Origin of the sequence: Pseudomonas moorei, assembly GCF_042846945.1 — a bacterium.
GTDB lineage: Bacteria > Pseudomonadota > Gammaproteobacteria > Pseudomonadales > Pseudomonadaceae > Aquipseudomonas > Aquipseudomonas moorei.
Genome location: NZ_AP035776.1, coordinates 4,205,900 through 4,229,021, shown reverse-complemented (window position 1 = coordinate 4,229,021; position 23,122 = coordinate 4,205,900). Strand labels below are relative to the sequence as shown.

Sequence of the window (23,122 nt, the reverse complement as noted above, 5' to 3'; positions counted from 1 at the left end):
CTGGCGATACCCACCGACCGTTTACTGGCAATGCCAGTGAGCCTTCCGTTTAAAGCCTGCTGAGGTTTTTTTCAATAGATTTATTCGCTTTGTGCCAACGATGGCGCGCAATTCCTTGATAGGAGGAAGCTCCCTCGGCCTCATGCCTCACATTCGGCCTCAGGAGACTTCCTCAATCACCTCATGTCCAAACCTGCGCGCCCCCCCCCCAGAAACTGGATCCTCTACTTGGCACTGGCTTTTTTACGATAGGCCATCGAGTCATCGATGCGCTTGAGAATGTAATCTCCCGCGGCCACCGGCGGATACAGACTCTGGGCCGGGTCAATACCCAGATCGCAGGGATCGACAACCGCGCTATAGGTCGGGTCGTAGAAGGTCGCGATGGAGTAGCGTTCATGACCTGAAGTGTTGATCACCCGGTGCAGGGTTGAACGAAAACGATCATTGGACCAATGCGCCAGCAGATCCCCGACATTCACGACCAGGCTACCCGGGATCGGCGTGGCTTCGATCCAGCGGTTGGAGCCCAGTTCGCGGACCTGCAAACCACCGCTGTTATCTTGATAGAGCAACGTGATGCAGCCGTAATCGGTGTGCGGGGCCACACCGAACTGGTCGGCCTCAGCCTTGGGCGGCTGCGGAGGGTAATAGACCATCTGCGTACGCTGCAGCGGTTTTGTGTATTTATCCGTGAAAAAACCCTCTTCGATTCCCAACCCCACCGCCACGGCGCGTAGCAGATCAGCGCCCGCCTTACCGATTTCCTCATAGTATTCGGCCAATGCCTCACGCAGCTGTGGCATGAATGCGGGCCACTGGTTCGGCCCACGCAAGGCCTCGCCGGCAAGAACGCAAGGATCATCTTCCGCGAGCTCAAGACCCATACTGAAGAACTCCTTGTAGTCCGGTTTGGTGGCTTCATACATGGTCGCCCCACCCAGTGCATGCCAGCCTCTATGGCGGTTATTCACTGCCACCTGGCGTTTGACCTCAACCGGAAAGGCAAAAAACTGCTCGGCAGCGGCCATGGCTCTGTCGATCACCGTTTGCGGTACGCCGTGATTGATGATGTAGAAGAAGCCGGTCTCGCTACAGGCTTTCCGGATGGCGTCACCGGCTCGACGAATACTCGCCTGATCACCTTCGCGGACACCGGACATATCGATCAGGGGCAGATTGGCGCTAGAGGTCATGTTAACTCCTGGGTGCATCGTGCATACCGTGGTGGGAGAACAGGGTGCGTCAGCGAATGACGAACCGGTATATACAGGATAAAGCATTTACTGTGCCGCTTAACCAGGCAGGTGACGGCGATCCTCGGGCTAAAGCGAAAAGCACTTTCCGATAACAGAAAAAGATCCCAATCGATCTGTTACCCGCCTGTTTCCATTGCCCCATCAGGGCGCGCAGAGTTCCCATTTGGTGCAACTTTTGGTTACAGGCCTGCCCGATGAGGCGCCTGTAATTGTCTTTCAGTCTTGGGTTAACAGGGTCTGGAACGCTGACCGGCGAGCGGAATTGTGACGTTGGCCTGCATTTTGCCTTACCTGTATATACAGGAGCATATAGCTACACTGTTTCCCACCACCCTGACCTCAGGACACTCTCAATGTACGCATCGATGCAGCTCAAACCCGGTCAACTCACCCTCGATCAATTGCGCGCCATTTACCAGCTGCAAAGTCCTTTCGAACTGGACCCGGCCGCACGCGACGTTGTCGAAGCCAGTACCCGTACAGTAGACGAGATCATCGAAAACCAGCGCACGGTCTACGGCATCAACACCGGTTTCGGCCTGCTGGCACGGACCTCGATCCCCACCGATTCGTTGGCCAAACTGCAACGCAACCTCCTGCTGTCGCACTGCACGGGCACCGGCCCTCTATTGGATGACGCCAGTGTCGGCTTGATCATGGCGCTCAAGATTGGCTCCCTTGCCCGTGGCTTTTCCGGGATTCGCTGGGAAGCCATTCAGGCCCTGAGCAAGCTCTATGCCGCCAGGGTTTATCCGTGCATACCGTCACAAGGCTCGGTCGGCGCTTCCGGCGATCTGGCACCACTGGCGCATATGTCCGCCGTGTTGATCGGCGTCGGCCGGGTGCGCCATGAAGGCCGTGAAATGGATGCCGTCGAAGGCCTGGCGATTGCCGGCCTCGAACCCATGGTGCTGGGCCCGAAGGAAGGCCTGGCGCTGATCAATGGCACCCAGGTTTCGACGGCGTTGGCCCTGCGCGGTCTGTTCGCCTGCGAAAAGCTGTTCAGCGCAGCGGTGGTCGCCGGCAGCCTGAGCGTGGAAGCCCTGAAGGGCTCAGACGTGCCTTTTGATCCACGCATCCAGGCGGTTCGTGGACAACCGGGGCAAATCGACGTGGCAATGTTCTACCGTGATCTGCTGGCCACGAGCGAGATCCGTGAATCCCATCGCGACTGCGACCGGGTGCAGGACCCTTACTCGCTGCGTTGCCAGCCTCAGGTCATGGGCGCGTGCCTGGACCACATGCGCTTCGCCGCCGGGGTCTTTCTGCGTGAAGCCAACGCCGTTTCGGACAACCCACTGGTGTTCTGTGCCGACGGCGACGTGCTCTCCGGCGGCAACTTCCACGCCGAACCGGTGGCCATGGCCGCCGATGTACTGGCCTTGGCGATCTCCGAGATCGGTGCCCTGTCCGAGCGGCGAATCGCACAACTGGTTGATCCGGCACTGTCGGGCCTGCCGGCCTTTCTGGTGCGCGAAGGCGGCCTGAACTCCGGCTTCATGATCGCCCAGGTCACCGCTGCCGCCCTCGCTTCGGAGAACAAGACCCTGGCGCATCCAGCGTCAGTCGATAGCCTGCCAACCTCAGCCAACCAGGAAGATCATGTCTCGATGGCGACTTTTGCGGCACGTCGGTTGCTGGACATGGCCGGCAACAGCAGTGCGGTGGTCGCGATCGAACTGCTGGGCGCAGCTCAGGGCGTGGATTTGCATGCGCCATTGCAGACTTCGGAAAAACTCAGAGAGGTGCTGACGATGATTCGCCGTGAAGTGGCTCACTACGATGAAGATCGCTATTTCGCCCCGGATATCGCCACGGCACGAGCCTGGGTCGAGAACGCGGCGTTCACTCGCTGGTTGCCCGCAGAACGCCTGTATGCCTGATTCGTACAACTGAGCTGAACCCGTTCGCCGCCTTGTTGCGGCGAACGCCGACTCTTACGTAGCCGATGGGATATGCCATGCGCCGCTATTATTCAGGCCCGGACTATCGTCGAGCCCATAGCATTGCCGAGCTGGCAGTGATGGCCCGCCGACGCTTGCCGCATTTCGCGTGGGAATACCTGGAGGGTGGTGCCGAAGAAGAATTGACCTTGCGCCGCAACCGTCAAGGCTTCGCGGACATTGCCCTGCTGCCGCAGACCCTGGTGCCCTGCTCGGTAACGCACCCTCAGCGCTTGCTGTTTGGTCGAGAGCTGCCGTTGCCCATGGCGATCGGTCCCACCGGCTACAACGCCATGCTTTATCGCGATGCCGATATTCACCTGGCCCGCGCTGCAACGGAGCGCGGCCTGCCCTTTACCCTGAGTACCGTTTCCACCAGCTCTCTGGAGCAAGTGGTCGCGGCGGTGCCGGAGGTGAATCTCTGGTTCCAGCTCTATTGCCTGCGTGACCCAAAGGTCCAGGAAGACCTGCTCCTGCGCGCGGCCGCCGTGGGCTGCAAGACCTTGTTGCTGACCAGCGACGCGGTACTGCTGGGCAACCGGGAGTGGGACAAACGAAACTTCATCCGCCCCCGGCAACTAAGCCTGCGCAACAAGCTCGACGTGTTGAATCATCCACGGTGGATGGCCCAGACGCTTTGGCCACATGGCCTGCCAAATCTGGGCAACATCGAACGCTATCTGCCATCCGGGAAACGCACTATCGAAGGTGCTGCCCATTTCATCGGCTCGCAAATGGACACCGGTCTCGATTGGGATGCCCTCGCCCGCTTACGCGACCGCTGGCCACAACGGTTGTTGCTCAAAGGGGTGCTGCACCCGATGGATGCCGAGAAAGCCATCGCACTGGGTCTTGATGGCGTGGTGGTCAGCAACCACGGCGGCCGGCAACTCGATGGAGTCCCTGCAAGCATCGACTGCCTGCCAGCGATTGCCGCCGTCGCCAAAGGCAAGCTCACGCTATTGCTCGACAGTGGCATCCGCCGTGGCACCGACATTCTCAAAGCCTGCGCTCTGGGTGCTGACGCGGTTTTGCTCGGGCGCGCTACCTTGTATGGAGTGGCAGTCGGCGGGCAGGCAGGTGCCGGACATGCGCTCGACCTGCTTGCACAAGAATTGCGCCTGGCCCTGTCACTGCTCGGAACACCCGACCTGAACCAGCTCCACCGTCGCCAGTTGTCCGCGACGCCCTCCACCTCCTTCACCGTGAGTTGAACCGATGAACGATTTGCAACAGACCCTCGAACAATTGCGCCTGGCGCTGGGTGATGCCGCAGTGGTGACCGGTGCCGATATCAGTCAACGGCACTACAGCGACTGGACCGGCCACGCGCCGGCCTGTCCTGCCGCGCTGTTGCTGCCGCGCACCACGGAGCAGGTCGCAAGCGCCTTGCGCATCTGCAATGAGGCAGAGCAATCGGTGGTGCCCCAAGGCGGCATGACCGGGTTGGCCGGTGGCGCAGTGCCTCGCGAGACAGACATCGCCCTGTCCCTTGAGCGCCTGCGCGGCATCGAAGAAATCGACCCGGCGGCAGCAACCATCAGCGTCTGGGCCGGCACTACGCTGGAGGAGATTCAGCAAGCGGTTCTCGAGGCCGGCTTTGTGTTTCCCCTCGACCTCGGCGCGCGTGGTTCATGCCAGATCGGCGGCAACATCGCCACCAATGCTGGCGGCAACGCCGTCATCCGCTACGGCATGACCCGAGACCTGGTACTCGGCCTGGAGGTGGTCCTGGCCGATGGCCGGGTGCTCAACCTGCTCAATAAAATGATCAAGAACAACTGCGGTTATGACCTGAAACAGTGCTTCATCGGCAGTGAAGGCACCCTTGGGGTGATCACCCGCGCGGTATTGAAACTGGCCCCGACACCCGGCGAAACCACCACCCTGCTCTGCGCCCTGCCCGACTACCCCAGCGCGGTCAGCCTGCTGCGCCGGGTGCAACGCAGCGTCGGTACGCCGCAAGCGTATGAATTGATGTGGCAAGACTTCTTCCGCCTGGGGGTTTCCTGGCTGGAAAACCCGACCGCACCGATGTCGCTGGATCATCCGCTGTATGTTTTGCTCGAGTCGGCCGCCCCCCGGAACCTGCTTGAAGAAACACTGGAGCAGGCCTTTGCCGCCGGTGAAGTGGTTGACGCGGTACTGGCCAGCTCCCAGACCCAGGCTCGGGCACTCTGGAAAATCCGTGAAGCAACCGGCGAGTTTCCCCTGCGCATGACCCCATTGAACTTCGACGTCAGCCTGCCGATCGGCCTGATCGGCGACTTCGCCGAACGCTGTCGCCAGCGCCTGGGGCAACGCTGGCCGGGTAACCACAGCGTGTATTTCGGTCACATCGGTGACAGCAACCTGCACCTGACTGTCGACTGCGCCTCCTTGCCTCAGCCGGCCCCCATCCTGGAGGTCGAAGAGCTGGTTTACAGCGCGGTCGGCGAACTGGGTGGCTCGGTCTCGGCCGAACACGGCATCGGCCTGCTCAAGCGCGAGTTTCTCCACCATTCAGTCAGCCCCGAGGCTCGCCAGGCGATGCAGCAACTCAAGGATTGCTTCGACCCCAAGGGCATCCTCAACCCGGGAAAAATCCTCGGTTGAGTGACGATTCAAGCTGTATATACCGCAGTGGCACGTTAACTGCTTTAGCAGCATTGATTTACCTGCAACACATAACCAGAACCAACACACACACCATAAGCCTCACTGCACCTGATGAAGGAGTTACACCATGCAACTCGATTCTCTGTTCAGTAAAAAATTCAACAGCCTGTGTATCGCTTTGGCCCTGACTGGCGCCTGCATGGCGGCCCAGGCCGATCAACTCGCCGACGTGAAAAAATCCGGCGAACTGGTGGTGGGCACCGAACTGCAATTTGCGCCTTTCGACTTCACCGAGAACGGTAAACAGAAAGGCCTGAACTCCGAGCTGTTCGAGCAGTTGGGCAAAGAATTGGGGGTCAAGGTCAGGTTCATGGACCTGCCATGGCCGAGTGTGTTGCCAGGGCTGGAAGCCAAGAAATTCGACATCGTCGCCGGTCCTATCATCGTGACCAAGGCACGCAAGGAGCGTTACCACTTTGTCATGCCGATCGCCGAGGCAACCGTAGCGTTGCTGGTCAGCGCCAAGGACAGCCCCGTCAGCAAACCTGAAGACATCGCCGGCAAAGTCGTGGGCGCCGGCAAAGGTTCGGCGCAACTCGAAGAACTGAAAACCTTCGCTGCCACCCTGCCGAAAAAGGTCGATGTGCGTGAATACATCGACAACAACCAGGCCTACGCAGAACTGGGGACCAAGCGCATCGTCGCCGTCGCCAACTCACTGCCGAACATCTCCTACGTCGCCGCCCAACACCCGGACAAGTACAAAGTGGTGATGCCTCCCTTTGGCAAGAAATCCTACTTCGCCTACCTGGGACGCAAGGATGACGACGCCAACAGCCTGATCGCCGCTCTCGACGCCGCCATGCTGAAAATGCACGAAGACGGTCGTCTTGCCGCCCTGCAGAAGAAATGGCTGGGTACCGAGATGGACGTGCCAAAAGCCGACTTCGAGCCCACCTGGTAAACAAGGATTGCAGGGTTCATGAACGGATCGCCGGCTCAGCCGAGCCGGCGATTTATCCACTGGAGGCACGACGATGTTCGATTGGCCTTTACTGCTGCAAAACCTGCCCCTTCTACTGGACAGCCTGCTGGTGACCCTCGAGATTTCCGTCGCGGCACTGGCCATCGGCTTTGTCATCGGCGTTATTGTGGGCAGCCTGCGTCTTTCCCCCCTGCCGCTGCTCAGACGTTTGGGGGGAGCTTATATATTCGTGTTCCGTGGCATACCGCTGCTGGTGCAACTGCTGTTCATCTATTACTTCCTGCCGCGTATCGGCCTGCCCAACGTTTCGCCCATGGTGGCGGCGGTGATCGGGCTGTCCCTGGCGGCCGGTGCCTATATCGCTGAAATCATGCGTGGTGGCTTTCTCGCCATCCCCGGCGGTCAGCTGGAAGCGGCCGGTCTGCTGGGTCTGAGTTCAGGGCAAATGCTGGTGCGCATTCGCGTCCCTCAAGCCGTGCGCCTGACCCTGCCGGCACTGGTCAATGAAATGATCCTGCTGATCAAGGCTTCGTCGCTGGTGTCGGTGGTCGGTCTGGCCGACCTGACCCGCACAGCGCAGAACATTGCGGCCAGCGACTACATGTTCGTTCAGGACTACCTGATGCTGGCCGGCTTCTATTGCCTGATCAACATCCCGCTGGCGTTCTTCGGCGGCCTGCTGGAACGCCATCTGAAGGAGCGCACGGCATGATCTTCGACCCCACGATCATCACCCATCACCTCGCCGACATCGGCCAGGGCTTCATGGTTACGCTCGGCACCTGGTCCGCCGGTGTCGCACTGGGTCTATTGCTGGGCTTATTGATTGCCGTCGCGCAACTGTTCGGCAACAGCCTGGTGCGCGCGCCGTTGCGAGTGTTCATCGAGATGATTCGAAGTACGCCGTTTCTGGTCCAGTTGTTCCTGGTGTACTACGGCGGCCCGTCTTTCGGTTTGAGCCTGGACCCCATTCCGGCCGGCATCCTCGGTTTGGGCATTTATGGCAGTGTTTATTTCGCGGAAATTTTCCGTACCGGTTTTGAATCCGTCGCCCGCGGGCAACTGGAAGCCGCCGACTGCCTGGGCATCACCCGCCTGCAATGCATCACGCGCATCCAGATCCCACAAATGCTGGTGATCATCCTGCCCGCGCTGGTCAATCTGATCACCATCCTGTGCAAGGAAACCGCCGTGCTGTCGATCATCACCATCCCCGAACTGACGATGGTCCTCACCGGCATTGGCTCGGAAACCTTCGCCTTTGTCGAAACCCTGCTGGTGCTGTGCATCGGCTACCTGCTCTTGGTGGAAGCCTGCTCGCGGCTGGGCATGCTGCTGGAAGTACGCGTAGGGCGATTCATGCAGAAGCAGCCGCAATGAGCCACCTCCATTCGACACCGACTGCTGCACCACACTCATCCGTATTGAACGAATCAGGTGAAGCGATGAAGACTTCAAAAACACTCTCCGACAACAGCGCGCCGATGCTGAAACTGCACAATGTCGGCAAGAGCTTCGGCAACCTGCGCGTGCTCAAGGGTATCGACTTGCAGGTCCGGCATTCTGAAGTGGTGTGCCTGATCGGCCCTTCCGGCTCGGGCAAAAGCACCCTGCTGCGCAGCATGGCGTTTCTTGAGGAGTACGACGAGGGCGAAATCTATATCGAAGGCCAGTTGCTTGGCTGGGTGCCGGACAACGGCAGAGGCCGCAAGCGCGCGGCGCAGTCGCAGATCAATCAGGTGCGGCGCAATGTTGGCATGGTCTTTCAGCAATTCAACCTGTGGCCGCACATGACCGCCCTTGGCAATGTCAGTGAAGCCTTGCTGCGTGTGCGAAAGCTGTCCGCCGATGAGGCTCGGCAACGCGCCATGGCGATGCTGGATAAAGTCGGTCTGGCCCATAAGGCCACGGCCTATCCGGCGCAGTTGTCCGGTGGCCAGCAACAGCGCGTGGCGATTGCCAGGGCATTGGCCATGGAGCCGCACATCATGCTGTTCGATGAACCCACCTCTGCCCTCGACCCGGAACTGGTCGGTGAAGTACTGCAGGTCATGAAAACCCTCGCCAAAGAAGGCATGACCATGGTGGTGGTCACCCATGAGATGGGTTTCGCCGCTCAGGTCGCCGACTCGGTGGTGTTCCTCGATCAAGGCCAAGTGGTCGCTCAAGGCACCCCTCACGAAATCTTTCACAACGCCGAACAGCCACGTCTGCAGCAATTCTTGCAGAACTACCTGGACCGCAACGCCTTCTGGCAGGACACCAAAGAGGTTAGCCCGGTATGAATTCCAACGACCTGAATCTGCTGGCCCGCGCCGAAGTGCGTGACCTGGCCAGCTACAACGCCGGCCTGGGCTCGGACGCGGTGCGCAAGCGCTTTGGCCTGACCCGCATCGCCAAACTGGGCAGCAATGAAAACCCGATGGGGCCGGCTCGCGCCGTCACCCCCGCGATGACCCGGGCCTGCTGTGAGATTGCGCTGTATCCCGATGCCGGTTGCCAGGCATTACGCGCCGCACTCTCGAAAAAACTCGACGTACCAGAAGATCAATTGGTCTTCGGCAATGGTTCGGAAGATTTACTGAGCGTTATCAGTCGCGTGTTCCTGGACCATGACGATGAAGTCGTCACCGTGGTGCCGTCCTTTGGACTGCATTTCATCTACCCAATGGCTGCCGGTGCCCGGGTAGTGGGCGTGCCGATGACCGATGAAGGCACGTTCGATGTGGCGGGCATGGTCGCCGCGCTCACGCCCCGCACGCGTTTGTTGATGTTTTCCTGTCCGTCCAATCCGGTGGGTTGCACCCTGAACGCCGACGAGTTGCAGCAGTTGCTCGGCGCATTGCCCGCACAGTGTTTGCTGGTATTCGACGAGGCCTATTACGAATACGCCCGATGGGAGGCCGACTATCCGGATTGCCTGGGCTTGATTCAGGCCAGCGGCAAACCCTTCATACTGCTGCGGACCTTCTCCAAGGCATACTCCCTGGCGGGCTTGCGAGTTGGTTACGGAATCGTCAGCGATCCACTACTGGCCGATTTGATCAACCGCGTTCGCACGCCCTTTAACGTTAACCGCGTGGCCCAAGCCGCGGCGGTTGCTGCGCTGGCCGACGATGAATATCTGCAAGCCTGTCTTTCCCATGTCGCCAGCGAACGCCGGAGGGTGGCCGTCGCGCTGCAAGAGCAAGGCATCATGACGGCACCCTCCATGGCAAACTTTCTGTACTTCCGCACGCCTTATCCTGCCGAAGACATCAATCAGGCACTGCTACGCGAAGGCGTCATCATCAAGCCATGGCGCGAAGCCGGCTATTCTCAGCACTTGCGGGTATCCATCGGAAGCTGTGAGGATAACGACCTTTTTCTCCAGGCACTGGCAAAAGTACTTGCCGCACAAGCATTACGGACCGACTAATGATTAAAAATGCACCGCAAGCGCTCTATCAGCGCGCGAAGGATTTTGTGCAAGGCCAGCTTCGCGCGGGCGTTTGGAAACCCGGCGACCTGATCCCTTCAGAGAACCGCTTGGTGCAAGAACTGGGCATGTCGCGCATGACCGTCAACCGGGCATTGCGCGAACTGACTGAAGAAGGGCACCTGGTGAGGATTTCAGGCGTAGGCACCTTCGTCGCCGAAAGCAAACCGCAATCGAATCTGCTGCGCATCACCAACATCGCTGACGAAATCCTCGCTCGAGGTCACAGCTACACCTGCCGCGTCCTGCACCTGGGACGCGAGGCGGCTTCCATGCCGGTGGCCGCCGCCCTGGCACTGCCCACCGGCTCTTCGGTTTTTCATCTGGTCTGTGTGCATTGCGAAGAAGGCGTGCCGGTGCAGCTCGAAGATCGTTACGTCAATCCCGAGCTGGTGCCGGATTTTTTGCAGCAAGACTTTGGCGAGCACCTGCAACCCGCCAGATACCTTCTGCAAATCATCAGGCCCGATGAAATGGAGCATATCGTCGAAGCCAGCCACCCCAGCAGCGACGAAAGCAAACACATGCAAATCGATGCCAATGAACCCTGCCTGGTCCTCATGCGCCGGACCTGGAGTCAGGGCAAAATTGTCACCTACGTGCGCCTGATCCATCCCTCCTCACGCTATCGCCTGGGAAGTCGCCTGCCGGTAAATGGCGCACACAGAGACAGTTAAGGCCTGTGTATTGAACCCTGTGTGTCACTCTTCTTGAGCCCCTGATCGGGTCAACAGCTGCTCATTGATTGCCATCTGATCCCGCCCACGCGCTACCAGCCATCGATGGAAATCGCGGCAGTGAGCCTTGTCGAAAACATCCTTGGCCCCGACTAAAAAATAGGATGAAGGCAATTGCAGCGCCTGGGCGAATGGCATTACCAAACGCCCATCCGTTAACGCATCGGTGATCATTGAACATTGCGCCAACACTACGCCCTGTCCCGATATCGCAGCCTGAACAGCCATTGATGACAACGAATAGACACGATAGCCATCGCGTATTTGTGAACTGTCGACTGCTTGGGCGCTGAACCAATCACGCCACGAGGGCGGAGAGGCGAACTTCGGCAACCAGTCAATCGACAACAGTGGATAGGCCAGCAAGTCGGCCGGAGTCCTTAGCGGTGCATCGGCTCGCAACATAGTTGGACTACAGACCGGAACGACGCAATCGCGGAACAGTTCAATAGCGTGTTCGGTAGACTCATAGTCCCCGTAAGTGACCCGAAAATCGATTTCGTAGCCATCGGGCGCGGGTTCCGCATGACTGCCGTCGAGGAAGAGATTGAGTTCCGGGTGATCGCTCTGCCAAGTGTAGATAAGCGGCGCCAACCAATCTGACAATAAGGAGGGCAATGCACTGATGCGTAAGTTGCTGGCGCTCTTCGACCTCTCGACGTCTACCTGGGCAATGCGCAGTATTTCAAACGCTGCCACGCAGCTGTCGTGATATCGCTGGCCCGCCGCCGTCAAGCGAATGCGCTTGCCCACTTTGAAGGTCAAGCTCAAACCCAGGCTGTCTTCCAACAAGCGCATTTGCTGACTGACGGCACCGGCAGAGATGCCGAGGCGCCTTGCAGCTTCGACAATTCCACCATAGCGGCCTACGGCCTCGAAAACCTGTAAAGCACGCAGGGAAGGCAAGCTGTTCATAAGCGTCTCTAGTAACGAACTCGCCGATTAATACTTTAGCTCAGCTACACGAAGCAACAGTTTTTAACATTTTTTCGAATATTCAGACTCTCGTATTCTGGTCCTGTCACTGCCGGCTCCGAAGGCACTGAACAACACAGTCAGGCAACGGCCATAACGTTGCTCAAACAACATACAGCGCAAAACCCTATGACAGACAAAGGAAAATAAAAATGAAAAAATTTGTCCTTGCGGCTTTATTCGCATTCGCTTCCGCTTCCACCGGCGTCCAGGCCAAAGACCTCAGTGTCATTCGATTCGGTGTAGACCCGACATTTGCACCCTTCGAATCAAAAGCACCAGATGGGCAATTGGTCGGTTTCGATATTGATCTTGGTAACGCTATTTGCGCTCAACTCAAGGCTAAGTGTGTCTGGGTTGAAATCGCTTTCGACAGCATCATCCCGGCACTCAAGGCGAAAAAGTTTGACAGCATCCTTTCGGCGATGACCGTTAACGAAAAGCGCAAAGAAAATGTCGCGTTCTCTGACAAGCTTTACAACTCACCCAATCGTCTCATCGCCAAGTCCGATAGCGGTCTGATTCCCACCGTAGAGTCGCTTAAGGGCAAGCGAATCGGCGTGGCCCAAGGCAGCACCCAGGAAGCCTACGTTAGAGCCGCCTGGGCGCCGCACGGTGTCACCATGGTCTCTTACACGAACCAGGATCTACTGTACCCAGACCTTGTCAGCGGTCGTATCGATGCCACCTTGACTGATGCGGTAGTTGCGGATATCGGCTTTTTGCAAACACCCAGAAACACCGGTTTTGCCTTTGCGGGCGATACCGTTCAAGACGAAAAGCTACTAGGAAGTGGAATCGCGATAGGCCTGCGCAAGGAAGACCAGGACCTGATTAACGCGATCAATGGCGCACTGGCGGAAATGCACAAAAACGGCACCTACGACGCGATTCAGAAGAAGTACTTCACCTTCGATATTTATGAATGAAGCATGAGCAAAGGTCGTTAACCATCGCTCGCCTGCAAAAGGCCAACAACAAAATAACAGGGAGAGAGCCCATGTTTTTACAAAACGCATGGTATGTAGCTGCCAGTGAAGCTGAGTTAGGCGAAGAGTTGTATCCCGTCACCCTTCTTAATGAACCCGTGGTGCTTTACCGCAAGAGTGACGGCACACCGGTAGCCCTCGAAGATGCCTGTCCACACCGCAAGCTCCCGTTGTCGATGGGCCGTCGCAAGGGGGATGACATCGAGTGTGGCTATCATGGACTGACCTTCGACTGCTCTGGCAGCTGTGTGCATGCTCCTGGTAGCCGACGCATCCCACAAGGAGCCAAGGTTCGCAGTTATCCTCTGGCAGTACGCTACGGCTTGATCTGGATCTGGATGGGTGATCTCGAACTGGCAGACGAAACGAAAATTTGCCATGTGCCGGAATGGGGGGACCCGGCATGGGGACTCAATCGTGGCGATAGCATGGTCATTCCTTGCAACTACCTTTACATGACCGACAACCTGCTCGATCCGGCTCATGTAGCGTGGGTGCATCAATCCTCTTTTGGTAACTCTGCCTGTGCAGAAGAACCGCTGCAAACGACAGTAACCGATGCCGGCGTGATAGTTTCTCGCTGGATGCGCGATGTCGAAGTGGCACCTTTTTATGCCAAGTTCGTCAAGTTCAAAGGCAATTGCGATCGCAAGCAGCACTATGAGGTGCACTACCCTGCACAGGCCATTATCAAGGCCTTGTTCACCCCGGCAGGGACAGGTTCCGACGAAGGTGCACTGCACGAACATGTGTTCCTCATGAACTCCTACAACTTCATGACACCCATCGACGAATCGAACACGCGTTACTACTGGTTCCAGGTGCGTAATTTCGATACCGAAAACGAAGATGTTTCCCGCCAGTTTGACGAAGACGTGCGCCACGCCTTCGCCGAAGATCGAGTAGTTCTGAGTGCCGTACACAAGGGCATGGCCAATAAACGCAGCCCCAACATCGATCTTGCCTCCGACTCAGGGCCGCTACGTTTTCGTCGCAACCTGAGTAAGTTAATTGCGCAGGAACAGCATGGCAGCTTGATTCCGCTGACCGAACAACACACCGCGGAACAAAAGATGGAGGCGTGAGATGGGCACTGAATCTCGGACACAGCACCCTCCTCAAGGCTTTAAAAGTTTTCGGGTGATTGAGAAGACACAAGAAAGCGCCGTCATCACCTCCTTCGTCCTGACTGCGGTCGATGGCGTTTCCAACCCTGGCTTTCGCCCGGGGCAGCACCTCATCGTTCGCCTCATGCTGGACGGCGGTGTCAAGGTGCTGCGCAACTACAGTCTCTCCGGGGACGCTAACGACAGGTCGCGCATACGCATTTCGGTCAAGCGCGAACCTGCACCTTTCGACCGACCCGAACTGCCGCCAGGCCAAGGCTCCAATCACCTGCACGACCATGTGCAGATCGGCGATTTACTCGAGATCGTCGGCCCCACGGGCACCTTCGTGCTGGACGAAGAGAGTTCGAGGCCCGTGGTGCTGTTCAGTGGTGGCGTGGGACTCACGCCGATGCTGAGCATGCTTCATCAACTGAGTAATCGTTCGTCGCGGCCGGTGTATTTCATTCATGCCTGTGAAAATGGCGCAGTGCATGCTTTTCGCGACGAGGTGTTGTCACTGGCCAGCCGCCGCCCAGGGATCAGCGTGCACTTCTGCTACCGTAACCCTGATGCCGACGACCAGGCCAATGATGTCTTTCACAGCCAGGGCCTGGTCAACCGGGATACCTTGCAACAGCTGCTTCCGCTGGATGACTACGACATCTACCTCTGTGGCCCCAGGCTCTTTATGCAGGCGAACTGGCGCCTGTTGCGCAGCCTTGGGATCGCCGGCGAGCGCATCCATTATGAATTCTTCGGCCCTGCGACCATCCTCGAAGAAGACGACGTCATACCAGTGACGTCATCAATACCCGCGGTAACCGAGCCCAAGACGCCGACCGGGACAACTGAAGGTGCACCGATCGTAGAGTTTCTTCCGACGGGCACCCGTGTGGTCTGGAATCAGAACTGCCAATCACTTCTCGAACTTGCTGAAGAGGCCGGCCTGACGCCGCCCTTCAATTGCCGCGCCGGCCTGTGCAATACCTGTCAGGTCACCCTCCGTGAAGGCTCCGTCGAGTATTTCGAAACGCCGCTGGACACTCCTGAAGACGGCAATATTTTGCTTTGTTGTACACGCCCGACCACTGCAGTAACGGTGGATTTTCGGCAGTGATATGCCCTATTACGATCACCACCGTTCAAGGTCGAGGCCGGTGGGGTCGTGGAGGTGGATATCAATCCAGCGAAGTTCGAGACCGCCAAACAATTGGGTGCTACCGACTTCGTCAATCCAAAGGAAAGGTCGCGGTGAGTTACCGTCATCTGAGGCTCTTCTCCTCGCCTGCCACCTGCCGCCTCGTCTCGATCAAATGAGGAGAGATGTAAGGATCCGGCAATGCTTTATCTATCTGGACGCTGCTACGCGCGAACCTGGATTTCAACGTACTGATTGATGTACTTGAAATGCATGGCTGGCCGAAGCCGATAGAATTCGCCGGACGAAAAAAAAGAGGCCTAAGCCTCTTTCTTTTTTAGCCTTGCAGCCTTCAATGAAGCGCTGCCAGGCAATGTTTGGAGCGGGAAACGAGACTCGAACTCGCGACCCCGACCTTGGCAAGGTCGTGCTCTACCAACTGAGCTATTCCCGCGTCTTGGTGTGGCGCATTCTATAGAATCTGGAAGCCCCGTCAACCCCTTGATTCAAAAAAGTTTTATTTCTTTTCCACGTCGGTCTTCAGATGTGGCCACGCTGCCCGTAAGTATTGGACCATGGACCACAAAGTCAGGCCTGCAGACACCATCAGCAAGGCATACCCCATCAGGACCCAGAAGCTGAAATCCGACGGATTGGCCAGCAGGATAACCAGCGCCAGCATTTGCGCGGCGGTCTTCCACTTGCCCAGGTTCGACACCGCGACGTGAGCACGGGCACCGAGTTCCGCCATCCACTCTCGCAAGGCAGAGACGACGATTTCGCGACCGATGATGACGGCAGCCGGCAGCGTCAGCCAGAGGTTGCCGTGTTCCTGCACCAGCAGCACCAATGCAACGGCAACCATCAACTTGTCGGCTACGGGATCGAGAAAAGCCCCGAACGGCGTGCTTTGCTCCAGACGGCGGGCCAGGTACCCGTCCAGCCAGTCCGTGGCAGCGGCAAATGCGAAGACAGAGGCTGATGCCACGTAGCTCCATTGGTAAGGCAGGTAGAACAGTAAAATGAAGATCGGGATGAGCAGGACGCGTAGAACGGTAATCAGATTAGGGATATTCATCGGCACAACTGGCTACGAGGTGAGGTGGCATTCTACTCGCTGTGCAGATTTGCATAAATCAACTCTGCGAGCTTTTTACTGATCCCGGGTGCTTTGGCGATCTCGTCGATGCTGGCACGAGACAGCTCCTGCAATCCACCAAAATGTTTCAACAAATCGCGGCGACGTGTCGGTCCAACGCCGGCAACGCCCTCCAGTGTAGACGTACGCCGGGTTTTGCCACGGCGGGCGCGGTGCCCGGTGATAGCAAAACGGTGAGCTTCGTCGCGAATCTGCTGGATCAAATGAAGCGCGGGGGAATCACCGCGCAACGTGAACTCGTGAGCGGCATCATTGAGGTACAGGGTTTCGAAACCGGCCTTGCGCGTCGCCCCCTTGGCCACGCCAAGCAGGATCAGATCCGGCACCGCCAACTCATTGAGCACGTCGCGCGCCATGGACAACTGCCCCTTGCCGCCATCCACCAGCAGAATGTCCGGCAGCTTGCCCTCCCCGTCTTTCAGCTTGCTGAAGCGCCGAGTCAGCGCCTGGTGCATCGCCGCGTAGTCATCGCCCGCGGTAACGCCTTCGATGTTGTAGCGGCGGTAGTCGGACTTGATCGGACCCTCAGGGCCGAACACCACGCAGGAGGCGACGGTCGCCTCGCCGCTGGAGTGACTGATGTCGTAGCACTCAAGGCGCTGAGGCGGTTCGTCCAGTTTCAGCACCTGCGCCAGGGCTTCAAAGCGCTCGGCAACGTGCTGGCGGTTGGCCAGGCGCGCGCCCAGTGCCTGTTCGGCATTGGTCACTGCCAATTGCTGCCAGCGCGCTCGTGTGCCACGCACCCGGTGACTGATGGTCAGTTCGCGACCGCGCAGCTCAACGATGGCCGCAATAAGTGTCGGGAAGTCTTCGTGAACCACGTTGACGATCAGCTCGCTCGGCAAGTCGCGTTCCGGGCTGCTGATGAAATACTGGCCGAGAAACGCCGCCATGACTTCGGAAACGTCCTCTTCAATACCGACCTGCGGAAAGAAGTTCTTGCTTCCCAGCACTCGCCCACCGCGCACGCTGATCAAATGAACGCAGGCACCGCCGGGATTGACGAACGCCGCGATCACATCGACATCGCCCGTCCCGCCTTCCATGCTTTGCTGATCCTGTACCCGACGCAGCAATGCGATCTGGTCACGCAATTCTGCGGCGCGTTCGAACTCGAGATTGATCGCCGCCTCTTCCATTGCAGCGGACAACTCGTCACTCAGGGCATTGCTGCGGCCTTCCAGGAACATCACCGAGTGTCGCACGTCTTCGGCATACACCTCGGGCTCCACCAGACCGACACAAGGCGCCTTGCAGCGTTTGATCTGGTATTGCAGGCAAGGCCGCGTACGGTTCTTGTAGTAACTGTCTTCACACTGCCGGACGAAAAAGGCCTTCTGCAACAGGCTCAGGCTTTCGCGAATGGCGCCGGCACTGGGGTAAGGACCAAAATATTTGCCCTTGGCCTTTTTCGCGCCGCGATGGATGCTCAAGCGCGGGAACTGGCCGTCGGAAAGGAAAACGTAGGGGTAGGATTTGTCGTCACGCAGCAGGATGTTGTACGGCGGACGCCATTCCTTGATCAACGTCTGCTCAAGCAACAGGGCTTCGGTTTCGTTGGCCGTGATGGTCGTTTCGACTTGGGCGATTCGCGCCACCAACGCAGCGGTCTTGGGTGCCAGACCGGTTTTACGGAAGTAACTGGACAGGCGATTCTTGAGGTTCTTGGCCTTGCCGACATAGAGCAGGCGGGCATCGCTGTCGAACATGCGATACACACCGGGACGCCCACTGACGGTCGACAGAAAGGCGCCGGGATCAAAATTATCAGTCATTTCAGAGGCTGGCATCGACCATGCCGTGACGAACCGCCAACAGCGTCAACTCGACGTCACTGCTGATCGAAAGCTTTTCGAATATGCGGTAACGGTATGTGTTCACGGTCTTCGGCGACAGGCACAACTTGTCGGAGATGATCTGGACTTTCTGGCAACCGACAATCATCAGCGCGATCTGGATTTCACGCTCCGACAAGGCATCGAAGGGCGAGTCGTTGGTCGGTTGAAAGGATTTGATCGCCAACTGTTGGGCGATCTGCGGACTGATATAGCGCTGCCCGGCGAACACCAGGCGGATGGCCTGGACCATTTCCGGCAACCCGGCGCCCTTGGTCAGGTACCCGGCAGCACCGGCCTGCAGCAGCCGTGTAGGGAACGGATCTTCCTCGCACACGGTCACGGCTACGACCTTGATGTCCGGATGACTGCGCAACAATTTGCGAGTGGCTTCGAGACCGCCAATACCGGGCATTTTGACATCCATCAATACCACATCAGGCTTCAGCTCACGCGCTTTGAGCAGGGATTCCTCCCCCGATTCAGCCTGGCCGACTACTTGCAGGCCATCGATGTCAGCCAGCATTCGTGTAATGCCTGTACGAACGAGATCATGGTCATCGACTACTAGAACCCTAATCAAGCAGACACCTCGCGATATGGTCTTATTGGGTTGCCGACACCTTAGCAAAAAGCAACTGGCAGACCTAGCGCCAAGCGCTATATAAAAAGTTTCAATTCATCTTGAAAGGCCTGTGGCATGCGTGTTTCAGCGATGCGATGCATCGACATCGCGCTGCATTCTCAGGAAACATTCGTCCGTGCCCACCACGTGTAGGCCCTTTCTTTCATACAAAGTTCGCGCCGGATTATTTTCAAAGACCGTCAAGCGCAATGCCGGGCGTCGTTCCTGGCGAGCCATGGCAAATACCTGATCGATCACCCAGGAACCAGCGCCCTGCCCCCGGTGCGTTTCGACAATGTGCAGTTCGCGAATGTACAGGGCCCTGGCATCCCGACTCAGGCTGACAAAACCCACTCGACTGTCGTCATGCATGATGATCCGGGTTTCACGCCCCGCCCAGGCGACATCGAACGCCTCGTCCTGCCATAACAGGTCATACCGGATGTAATAGCGCAGCATATTGCTGCGGGTCAGGTCGCGGGCGAAATCGAGATCACCCGCAGTCGCCGCGCACCATTCGAAGCCCATCAAGCCTCCATGACCGACACGACTTGTCCGCTCCAGCCGTCAACATCGCGACGAGCAATGACTATCAAGTCGCCCGTACCCGGCGCCGCAGCAACCAACGAACCGTTCGCCGACCAGATTGCGCTGCGCCCTGCGGATTCCCAACCTCCCGTGGCACCCCCATGGTTAGCCATCAGCACGACCATCGAATGGGTTTGCGCATAGCCTTTCAACAACCCCGTATCCGGGCCATAGCCCTTCTCCGTGATCAGCACCCCGGCAGCGTAAACATCGGCACCCTGCTCTGCCGCCGCAGCGGCATGGGAAGCATGGGTGAAGTCTGCACACACCGCCAGGGCGATGGTATCGGCACCGACAAGCAGCGTCTCGCCGCCATATCCAGGTGCGAATACGACCTCTTCTCCCAGGTGCAAATGCTGCTTGCTGTAAACCCCCAGTGAACCGTCGGCACCCATCACAAGCGCTCCGATCAATACCGGAGCAGTGTCCGACAGACGAATCGGCATCCCGACCACCGTCGTCACCCCGACTTCCTGCGCAAAATCACGCAGTGGTTGCAACGCGGCAGCGTCCGGCGCGAGCGCCAACTCAGCCGCGACCCCGCGCTCGTAACCGGTCAACGACAACTCCGGAAACACCAGCAATTGCACGCCTTGCTCGGCAGCCACCTTTATGAAGCGTTGATGCCGGGCGATGTTGCCCGCAAGGTCGCCGGCAATGGAAGACGATTGCGCGGCGGCGATGATCAGAGGCGGCATGTTCCATCCTTATGACGTGATGTTTTCGAGAGCGCAGAGTGTGTCACAACCTCCAGCGCGCTCAAGTGATAGAAAATGCCCTGAATCATCGATAGCAATTTCTGATTGAATCCTCGTGCCTGGCTCTAGTAAGCTCGGGCAATCCATCGGAGACACACCATGATCAACGCCCTCTCACCGCTTAGTACCGTCAGCGCCCTGCGCTCGGTTGCGGCTGCCCGGGTGAACGACATGTGTGCTCCGGTCAGCTTTTATTTTGGGTATTGGTTTAGCCACTGGCGCGCCTGATACCCACACGGCGCCCACTTTAAACGGGTCGCCACCAGAGAATTCTCAACCCCCGGTCGGCCTCCCGACCGGGGGTTTTGTTTTTCTGGCCCGGAACAAACAGCCCCAAACACTTTTAGCGACACCCGACAACTTGAGGATCAACGCAATGAACTACGCCACTTATTACCGCTACGACAGCTTTACCGCCTGGCGATTTACCACCCTCCGCTCGGGACAGCCTGCCGCCTCCGATCGGTCACCCACAGGTGGCAAGCACACACACGTAGCCAATCCGGCCAACTGTCGAACACCCCAGTAGGGCCGAGTGCGCGGGAACAACCCGCCATCCGCCCAGGAAGCCTGAACATGAATTCGTCCGTCTCTGCTCTGCCACTGTCTACCCTGAGTCCTGCCAATGAAGCGCTGACCCTGCGTCTGCCAAGCTCGTTGCAACTCAAGCAGCAATTGCCCCTCACCAGCACCCTGACCCAGCAAGTCGCAGCCCACCGCCAGGCGGTTCGGGCGATCCTCGACGGTGAAGACTCCCGTCTGCTGGTCATCGTCGGCCCCTGCTCGATCCATGATCCTGAGTCCGCGCTCGAATACGCCGGCAAACTGGCTCGACTCGCCGCCGACGTCAGCGACGAGATGCTCCTGGTGATGCGTGCCTACGTCGAAAAACCCCGAACCACCATCGGCTGGAAAGGCCTGGCCTATGATCCGCACCTGGACGGCAGCGACGACATGGCCGGCGGCCTGACCCTGTCTCGTCAACTGATGCGTGAAATGCTCCTCATGGGTTTGCCGGTTGCCACCGAGTTGCTGCAGCCCATGGCTGCCGGTTACTTCGACGACCTGCTGAGCTGGGTGGCCATTGGCGCCCGCACCACGGAATCGCAGATCCATCGCGAAATGGCCAGCGGCCTGGGCATGCCGGTCGGTTTCAAGAACGGCACCGACGGCGGAGTCGGGGTCGCCAGCGACGCCATGCGCTCGGCAGCGCATCCGCATCGCCATTTCGGCGTCGATAGCCAGGGACATCCGGCGATCATCCAGACCCCGGGCAATGCGGACACTCACTTGGTATTGCGCGGCGGTCATGGCGGGCCGAACTACGACCGGGCCAGCGTCGCCAGGGTGCACGGTGATTTGACCCGGCTGAAGATCCCGGCACGGATCATGGTCGACTGCAGCCATGCCAACAGCGCAAAAGATCCGCTGCGCCAACCGGCAGTGTTCAACGATGTACTTGAACAACGCCTGCAAGGTGATCGTTCGCTGATCGGCATGATGATCGAAAGTCATTTGTTCGAAGGCTGCCAGCCACTGAGCCCGTCGCTGAAATACGGCGTTTCGGTCACCGACGGTTGCCTGGGCTGGAACGGGACAGAGGAGTTACTGCGTCAGGCAGCAGGACGCCTGCGTGTGAAGCGCGGCATTCAAGCACTGGCATGAATCTCGCCCGCCGACCAGTTTTCATTCGGGAACTGGTCGGCGGTGGCGATTCGCTGCATCCACCGAAATCGTGACCTCCCTCGGCGGCACGGAAAAACGACTGGCGACAGGTAGGTCATTTATTCAAACGCACTCGGCGCGGGTTGAATGGATGGCCGGACATTCCGATCCAGACCTCATCCACATCCGAATTCTCATACTGTTTCTATTCCGTTTTCATCAGGTTACCGCGGCTTTTTCATACATCGCCGAGGCGTTGGAGTGCTTTAGAGTGAGGCACCAATCACCTCCCTGAAAGGCTGAAATAAGGTATGAACATGCAACGGAATGCAGACACTCAATATCCTATCCTGCTGGTCCACGGGCTCTTCGGCTTCGAGCGAATCGGCACCTTCGAGCTCTTTCATGACATCAAGCAAGCGCTGCGCAATGCTGGCGCAAGGGTGTTCGTGCCGCACCTGTCGGCAACCCACAGCAACGAAACGCGGGGCGAGCAGTTGCTGTCGCAGATCGAACGGGTTCTGGAAGGGACTGGCGCGAATAAAGTCAACCTGATCGGTCACAGTCAGGGCGCACTCGCCGCGCGCTACGCGGGAGCGGTTGCACCATACGCCGTGGCTTCGGTGACGTCGGTCAGTGGCCCCAACCACGGCTCGGAACTGGCCGACTACCTGCGCAAGGCATTAACGCCCGGACGTCTGCCGGAACAGGTGGCGGAGACGATCGTGAACCTGTTCGCAGACTTTCTCTCGTTAATCAGCGGCAATCGTCAGCTGCCGCAAAATGCCATTGCCGCTCTGAACGCCCTGACCACCGAAGGCGTGGGCGCCTTCAATGAAAAGTACCCCCAGGGGCTGCCGAGAACCTGGGGCGGCAAGGGGCGCGAACTGGTCAACGGCGTACGCTACTACTCCTGGAGCGGCATCCTTCAGGGAAACATCCTGGACGAGGGAGCCCATGCACTTGATCCACTGCACGGTTTCTTGCGGGCCTTCTCTCAATATTTCACCACCGAAGCGGCGCAGAACGATGGCATGGTCGGCCGCTACAGCTCCCATCTGGGCACTGTCATCCGCTCCGACCATGCGCTGGACCATCTGGGCACGCTCCGCCAGCCCGCTGTTCAGATCGGCAAGAAAGTCGACCCCGTCGACCTCTATGTACAACACGCCGAACGTCTTAAAAAAGCCGGTCTCTGACCATCACACCGCCGTCCAGGCGACTCGAAGGGAACTTTGAGGAGAAATAGCCTACCGAATCCGGTAGGCTCAACACTTTACC

Annotated in this window: 21 protein-coding genes and 1 tRNA gene; 14 read left to right on the top strand and 8 right to left on the bottom strand. The window is 58.4% G+C overall.

The window, feature by feature from the left end; all coding sequences use genetic code 11:
* Positions 1-224: 224 nt before the first annotated feature.
* A complete protein-coding gene (locus ACGJAX_RS19900; RefSeq protein WP_390955823.1) occupies positions 225-1,196 on the bottom strand; it encodes a 2-oxoglutarate and iron-dependent oxygenase domain-containing protein in 972 nt (323 codons plus the stop codon).
* Positions 1,197-1,612: 416 nt separating this feature from the next.
* Between ACGJAX_RS19900 and hutH the strand changes: the two genes are divergently transcribed.
* The 9 genes from hutH (at position 1,613) to hutC (ending at position 10,940) form a co-directional block, all read left to right on the top strand.
* Positions 1,613-3,142, top strand: coding sequence for a histidine ammonia-lyase (hutH, locus tag ACGJAX_RS19895; RefSeq protein WP_390955822.1), 1,530 nt, complete (start codon positions 1,613-1,615; stop codon positions 3,140-3,142).
* Positions 3,143-3,219: 77 nt separating this feature from the next.
* On the top strand, positions 3,220-4,416 hold the full coding sequence (locus ACGJAX_RS19890; RefSeq protein ID WP_390955821.1) for an alpha-hydroxy-acid oxidizing protein: 1,197 nt from the start codon (positions 3,220-3,222) through the stop codon (positions 4,414-4,416).
* Between the two features lie 4 nt (positions 4,417-4,420).
* Positions 4,421-5,797 (top strand): FAD-linked oxidase C-terminal domain-containing protein, encoded by a 1,377-nt coding sequence (locus tag ACGJAX_RS19885; protein WP_390955820.1) that lies wholly within the window; start codon positions 4,421-4,423, stop codon positions 5,795-5,797.
* A gap of 130 nt (positions 5,798-5,927) precedes the next feature.
* Positions 5,928-6,764, top strand: coding sequence for a transporter substrate-binding domain-containing protein (locus ACGJAX_RS19880; protein WP_090322617.1), 837 nt, complete (start codon positions 5,928-5,930; stop codon positions 6,762-6,764).
* A 73-nt stretch (positions 6,765-6,837) separates the two neighbouring features.
* Positions 6,838-7,497: an amino acid ABC transporter permease gene (locus ACGJAX_RS19875; RefSeq protein WP_090322620.1), complete on the top strand. Its 660-nt coding sequence runs from the start codon at positions 6,838-6,840 to the stop codon at positions 7,495-7,497.
* On the top strand, positions 7,494-8,165 hold the full coding sequence (locus ACGJAX_RS19870; protein WP_090322622.1) for an amino acid ABC transporter permease: 672 nt from the start codon (positions 7,494-7,496) through the stop codon (positions 8,163-8,165). Before ACGJAX_RS19875 ends, ACGJAX_RS19870 begins: the two co-directional genes overlap by 4 nt.
* Positions 8,166-8,269: 104 nt before the next feature.
* Entirely contained in the window at positions 8,270-9,070 is an 801-nt protein-coding gene (locus tag ACGJAX_RS19865; protein WP_390959939.1) for an ATP-binding cassette domain-containing protein, read from the top strand.
* Positions 9,067-10,203, top strand: coding sequence for a histidinol-phosphate transaminase (gene hisC, locus ACGJAX_RS19860; RefSeq protein WP_390955819.1), 1,137 nt, complete (start codon positions 9,067-9,069; stop codon positions 10,201-10,203). Before ACGJAX_RS19865 ends, hisC begins: the two co-directional genes overlap by 4 nt.
* Positions 10,203-10,940 (top strand): histidine utilization repressor, encoded by a 738-nt coding sequence (gene hutC, locus ACGJAX_RS19855; RefSeq protein ID WP_090322630.1) that lies wholly within the window; start codon positions 10,203-10,205, stop codon positions 10,938-10,940. Before hisC ends, hutC begins: the two co-directional genes overlap by 1 nt.
* Positions 10,941-10,964: 24 nt before the next feature.
* Here the strand turns inward: hutC and ACGJAX_RS19850 are convergent, their stop codons facing one another.
* Positions 10,965-11,915: a LysR substrate-binding domain-containing protein gene (locus tag ACGJAX_RS19850; RefSeq protein ID WP_390955818.1), complete on the bottom strand. Its 951-nt coding sequence runs from the start codon at positions 11,913-11,915 to the stop codon at positions 10,965-10,967.
* A 212-nt stretch (positions 11,916-12,127) separates the two neighbouring features.
* Here ACGJAX_RS19850 and ACGJAX_RS19845 point away from each other — a divergent pair, with 212 nt between their 5' ends.
* The 3 genes from ACGJAX_RS19845 (at position 12,128) to ACGJAX_RS19835 (ending at position 15,190) form a co-directional block, all read left to right on the top strand.
* Entirely contained in the window at positions 12,128-12,904 is a 777-nt protein-coding gene (locus ACGJAX_RS19845) for a lysine/arginine/ornithine ABC transporter substrate-binding protein (protein WP_390955817.1), read from the top strand.
* A gap of 71 nt (positions 12,905-12,975) precedes the next feature.
* On the top strand, positions 12,976-14,049 hold the full coding sequence (locus ACGJAX_RS19840) for a Rieske 2Fe-2S domain-containing protein (RefSeq protein WP_390955816.1): 1,074 nt from the start codon (positions 12,976-12,978) through the stop codon (positions 14,047-14,049).
* A 1-nt stretch (position 14,050) separates the two neighbouring features.
* Positions 14,051-15,190 carry an FAD-binding oxidoreductase gene (locus ACGJAX_RS19835; protein ID WP_390955815.1) on the top strand — a complete coding sequence of 380 codons (1,140 nt, stop codon included), beginning with the start codon at positions 14,051-14,053 and terminating at the stop codon, positions 15,188-15,190.
* 399 nt (positions 15,191-15,589) lie between these two features.
* Here the strand turns inward: ACGJAX_RS19835 and ACGJAX_RS19830 are convergent.
* From ACGJAX_RS19830 to ACGJAX_RS19805, 6 genes are all read right to left on the bottom strand, one after another.
* Positions 15,590-15,665: transfer RNA gene (locus ACGJAX_RS19830), tRNA-Gly, on the bottom strand.
* Positions 15,666-15,728: 63 nt separating this feature from the next.
* Positions 15,729-16,289 carry a CDP-diacylglycerol--glycerol-3-phosphate 3-phosphatidyltransferase gene (pgsA, locus tag ACGJAX_RS19825; protein ID WP_047529703.1) on the bottom strand — a complete coding sequence of 187 codons (561 nt, stop codon included), beginning with the start codon at positions 16,287-16,289 and terminating at the stop codon, positions 15,729-15,731.
* A gap of 32 nt (positions 16,290-16,321) precedes the next feature.
* Positions 16,322-18,145 (bottom strand): excinuclease ABC subunit UvrC, encoded by a 1,824-nt coding sequence (gene uvrC, locus ACGJAX_RS19820; protein ID WP_090327357.1) that lies wholly within the window; start codon positions 18,143-18,145, stop codon positions 16,322-16,324.
* 1 nt (position 18,146) lies between these two features.
* On the bottom strand, positions 18,147-18,788 hold the full coding sequence (gene uvrY / locus ACGJAX_RS19815) for a UvrY/SirA/GacA family response regulator transcription factor (RefSeq protein WP_008015884.1): 642 nt from the start codon (positions 18,786-18,788) through the stop codon (positions 18,147-18,149).
* A 126-nt stretch (positions 18,789-18,914) separates the two neighbouring features.
* Entirely contained in the window at positions 18,915-19,358 is a 444-nt protein-coding gene (locus ACGJAX_RS19810; RefSeq protein WP_390955814.1) for a GNAT family N-acetyltransferase, read from the bottom strand.
* A complete protein-coding gene (locus ACGJAX_RS19805) occupies positions 19,358-20,116 on the bottom strand; it encodes a nitrilase-related carbon-nitrogen hydrolase (RefSeq protein ID WP_390955813.1) in 759 nt (252 codons plus the stop codon). Before ACGJAX_RS19805 ends, ACGJAX_RS19810 begins: the two co-directional genes overlap by 1 nt.
* A gap of 636 nt (positions 20,117-20,752) precedes the next feature.
* Between ACGJAX_RS19805 and ACGJAX_RS19800 the strand changes: the two genes are divergently transcribed.
* Both ACGJAX_RS19800 and ACGJAX_RS19795 read left to right on the top strand, forming a co-directional pair.
* The gene (locus ACGJAX_RS19800; protein WP_390955812.1) at positions 20,753-21,841 is read left to right on the top strand and encodes a 3-deoxy-7-phosphoheptulonate synthase; all 1,089 of its coding nucleotides are present in this window, start codon (positions 20,753-20,755) and stop codon (positions 21,839-21,841) included.
* 317 nt (positions 21,842-22,158) lie between these two features.
* On the top strand, positions 22,159-23,040 hold the full coding sequence (locus ACGJAX_RS19795; RefSeq protein WP_247257426.1) for a triacylglycerol lipase: 882 nt from the start codon (positions 22,159-22,161) through the stop codon (positions 23,038-23,040).
* Positions 23,041-23,122 lie beyond the last annotated feature (82 nt).